General features: G+C 67.0%; 2 protein-coding genes. Both read left to right on the forward strand.

Annotation, left to right across the window (positions count from 1 at the left end; genetic code table 11):
• The first annotated feature begins 445 nt into the window (after window positions 1-445).
• The gene (locus DIZ27_RS44390) at window positions 446-3,253 is read left to right on the forward strand and encodes an HD domain-containing protein (RefSeq protein ID WP_258308922.1); all 2,808 of its coding nucleotides are present in this window, start codon (window positions 446-448) and stop codon (window positions 3,251-3,253) included.
• A 689-nt stretch (window positions 3,254-3,942) separates the two neighbouring features.
• A partial coding sequence (locus DIZ27_RS44400; RefSeq protein WP_219933751.1) for a transposase domain-containing protein occupies window positions 3,943-4,148 on the forward strand: 206 nt, incomplete at its 3' end.

Here is a 4,148-nt window from a genome sequence, read left to right on the forward strand (position 1 = left end):
CGTGACGCTTCCTCGGCCCCCATTGTCGGCCGCCGCTCGTCGGCCTCCAGCTCGTTCGTCCTCGCCCCGCTCGTTCCTCGCGGGGCTCCGGGCGCTCCAACTGGACCCCTCCCACGCGGCGGCCCCGCAGACAGACACGAGGAAGAGCCACGAGGAAAACGCCCCGGCATCCCACCGAAAGCCGCAGGCGGGGACCGTCTGCGCCCCTTGACAGGCCCGGCCCTCATGGGTGCGGCTCAAGAAGGGCTTTGCCCTTCCTTTGCATTGAAGGGGGCTTTGCATCGCGACTGGTGGGACTTCACGGTGTCACCTTACTGGGGGGCTGGACGGCTGCAGCGCTGTCAGTGGGGAGTGCTTGAATGCTGGCTCCAGCAGCGGGGCATGGTCCACTGCTGGGGGTGAGGGGGCGAGGTAGGTGGAGGACTGGGAAGCTCCGGATGAGTCGGTGTGGGGGAAGTCGAGAGGCTTGGATCCTGGGCTGCCGCCGTATCCGCTGATCCGGCACCTCTTGGATGCTGCCGCGATGGCGCTGCACCTCTGGGATGTCTACCTGTCCCAGAACCAGCGTGTGCGGATCGCCGATGGGATGGGGCTGGCGGGCGAGCTGGAACGTGCGAGGGCGGTCGTCGGGCTGTGTGCCGGTCTGCATGACCTCGGCAAGTTGTCAGAGTTTCAGTTCTGCTCCCGCCATGGCAGCCAGTATCTCAGCGCGGAGCTGAGCGGCGACCGCATGACGATGAGCGTGGAGCGGTTCGGGCACGACGTGGCAGGCCTGCAGGGCGCGAAGGCAGTGCTGGCGGAGCTGGGCTTCGCTGCTGACGGAGACTTGAGGGCCGCGGAGCGGCTGGCCGAGGTCATCGGCGGTCATCACGGACGTTTTCACCGCATCGAGGATGGCATCGCCCCGGCGTTTCTCGGTGGGGCCGCCTGGGCGCGGCAGAGGAATGCTCATGCCGCCGTGGTGCACGAGTCGTTGGGAGAGCCGGAGGCGCCGGAGGTGTTCAAGGCGTCGGCTGCGGTGCTGGTGACGGGGGTGGTCATTCTCGCGGACTGGCTGGTCAGTCAGGAGGACTATCTTCGGGGGCGACAGCGAGGGCTTGAGTCAGTGCTGGCGGATCACTTCAAGCGTTCTCAGCAGGATGCTCCCCGTCTGCTGGCCGAGGCCGGGCTGGCCCGGGTGGGGTTGCAGCGCAAGGGATTCGCGGAGGCGTACGGCATCCAGGGCGAGCCGAATCCGTTGCAGCGGTCCGTAATGGACGAGCTGCGGGAGGCGGTGGGGGAGGCGCGTCGTGGCGGTATCTTCCTCGTCACCGCGGCTCCAGGGGATGGGAAGAGCGAGACGGCTCTGGAGGCCGAGCGGGTTCTGTCCGAGGCCTTCGGCACGCAGGGGTACGCGTTTTTGCTGCCGACGATGGCCACCAGCGATCAGATGCACGGGCGGGTCGCAAAGACGCTGCTGCGTCAGTCCGGTGAGGACGCCGGGCTGACGCTGGTCCACAGCATGGCCTGGCTGAACAGCGCTTACGCCGATGAGGATCTGGACGCGCAGAGCGTGCTGACGTGTGATGGCGACGAGCTCGGGGAGGGGAACAGGCGGGCGGAGGCCGACATGCGGCCGCAACGGTGGCTGCGCGGACCCAAGCGGCCGTTGCTCGCCCAGTTCGCGGTCGGCACGATCGACCAGGCCCTGATGGCGGTGCTGCCGGTACGGCACAACGCGCTGCGGTTACTGGCTCTGTCGGGCAAGACATTCGTTGTCGACGAGGCCCACGCCTATGACCCGTACATGCAGGTGCTGTTGGGCCGGTTGCTGAACTGGCTCGGGGCGTACGGCGTGCCGGTCGTCCTGCTGTCGGCGACGTTGCCGGCGTCGGTCAGCGACCAGCTGATCAAGGAGTACTTGAAGGGTGCCGGCCACAAGACACGCGCCCTGGGGGGACGGACGTTCCCGGCGCCTTACCCCGGGTGGCTGTATGTGGACGGGGAGAGCGGCCGGGCGACCCAAATCTCGCCTGCCCGCCGGTATGAGCAGTCGCGTGCGCGGGTCATGGAGCTCGGTGTCGTGGTGGAGCCCGTCGTCCATGGTTCCGGTGTTGGTGCCCGGGCACGGCAGGCGGTGATCGAGCGGCTTCTGACGCCGTTGAGTAAAGGGGAGGGCGGCACGGCCCTGGTGGTGTGCAACACCGTAGGGGACGCGCAGGACACCTATCTGAGGCTCCGTGAACGGTTCGACAAACGCTCCCACGAGCAGGGCGGAATCGTGCAACTGCTGCACGCCCGTTTCCCCGGGGACGTACGTGAGGCCCGTACGCGGGAGGTCACCGAAGGGCTGGGCCGGGAAGGCCCGCGTCCGCTGCGCCGGATCGTGGTCGCCACCCAGGTCGTCGAGCAGTCGCTTGACCTCGATGCCGACATCGTCATCAGCGACCTTGCTCCGCTGTCGCTGCTGTTGCAGCGGGCCGGACGGTGCTGGCGGCATGAGAACCACTGGGCTCGGCACGGCTACCCCGACGGCCGCGGCCGCCCGGGCTGGGCGAGCGGGCCGCGTCTTGTCGTGCTCGACCCGATCGTGGGCGGCGGGAAGACCCCACAGCAGTGGGGCGAAGTGTATTCCGAGCACCTCCTTGCCACTACTTCCCGAACTCTTGCCGGGATCGAGGGCGGGATCATCTCCGTCCCGGGTGACGTGCAAGGCCTGGTCGAAGCCGTCCACGGGAACAACGAGGACTTTGACTGGAACAACCCGGGCGGTAGCGAGACGAAGGCTTGGACAGCTCACAGGGGCAAAGAGATGGCGGAACGCAGTATGGCCGCCCTTCTCGCGGTCCCGCGCGCGTTGAGCGTTCGCGCGCTGCATGACCTGCATGATCTGCCGGGTGAAGAGGATGAGTGGGAGGTGTCCACCAGGCTCGGCGCCGACTCGGTGCGACTGTTGTGCGCTTATGTCCAGGAAGACGGTCGGGTGACCTTGGACCTCGGCGGCGAGCAACTGCTTCCCCATGCCGCACCGGACGGCAGGATGCCGGTCTCGTCCGTTCGAGAGGTGATGCGCCACACCATTCCCGTCCGCGCCGACTGGCTCAAAGAAGCGGATCCCGAAAGCATTGCCCCGCCGATGGCGTGGACAGAGCATCCGATGCTCGGAGAACTGCGAGTTCTCCGCCAGCCCGTGCAGGGCGGGAGCGCACAGGTGGTGAAGATCGGCGGCAAGACACTGCGGATGGATGAGGATCTCGGGCTTGTCCGTAAGTGACCGAGTTCAGTCGGGCACCCCCACGTCGGCGGGGAGAGCGCAGAGCTGAGGCGACCTCCCTGCTCCTCGACTGAAACACCCCCGCGTCGGCGGGGAGCGGTCCTCGGAGAGCGTCGAGGACCACCCGTGGAGGTTACCGGGAGAGGCGGCGGTACGCCTCAGCAGTCCCCAGCAGCAAGGCGCTGCACGATCCGACCGTTGCCGGGTCCGGACGCATGCCGATCACGATCACAATGACGGCCACCACAAGCACCCAAGGTGCTGCGGCAGTCCACGGGACGGGAAGGCCCGACTGCATGGTTCTCCTCATGGTCAGGCCGAACAACTCCCTTACGAAGTAGGGGCGTTGGCGAAGGTTGTAACCCACTCGGGATAGCGCGGGCAAGTCGATCTTCCCTCCCGCAACCTCCCTGGTCTTCGACCTTCCGGAAAAGGCTGCATGCACTCTCCGAGAGTGCTCTACTGGTGCTGCGTCCGACAGAAACGGCCTGTTGTCAGTGGCGACTGCTTGAATGCCCAGACGACGCCAGAGCAGGGTTGTTGGGGGGCTTTGTCGCAAGGCCGTGAAGTTACGGCTTGAGTGCGGGTGTCCAGGCGGCTGTGATCTGTGGGTTTGCCGGACGTGGGAAGCGGAGCCCCGGTAGGACTGGCAGTCGACCAAGACAACCGTCCACTCACCGGAGGCTCCGCTGGCCGGACAGTCTGCCATCACGCGTGTCGTCACGGTGGCCGAAGGGCTTTATGCACCGGGTCACTTGGGCGAGTTGACACGGATCGTTCCGTTCGAGCTGGTCGATGCCGTGCTTGCCGAGTGCGGAGGGGTCCAGCAGCGGCTGCGGAAGCTGCCCGCGCGGGTCGTGGTCTACCTGCTGCTGGCCGCGGCCCTGTTCGAGGA

The organism is Streptomyces sp. NWU339, assembly GCF_003143855.1.
GTDB lineage: Bacteria > Actinomycetota > Actinomycetes > Streptomycetales > Streptomycetaceae > Streptomyces.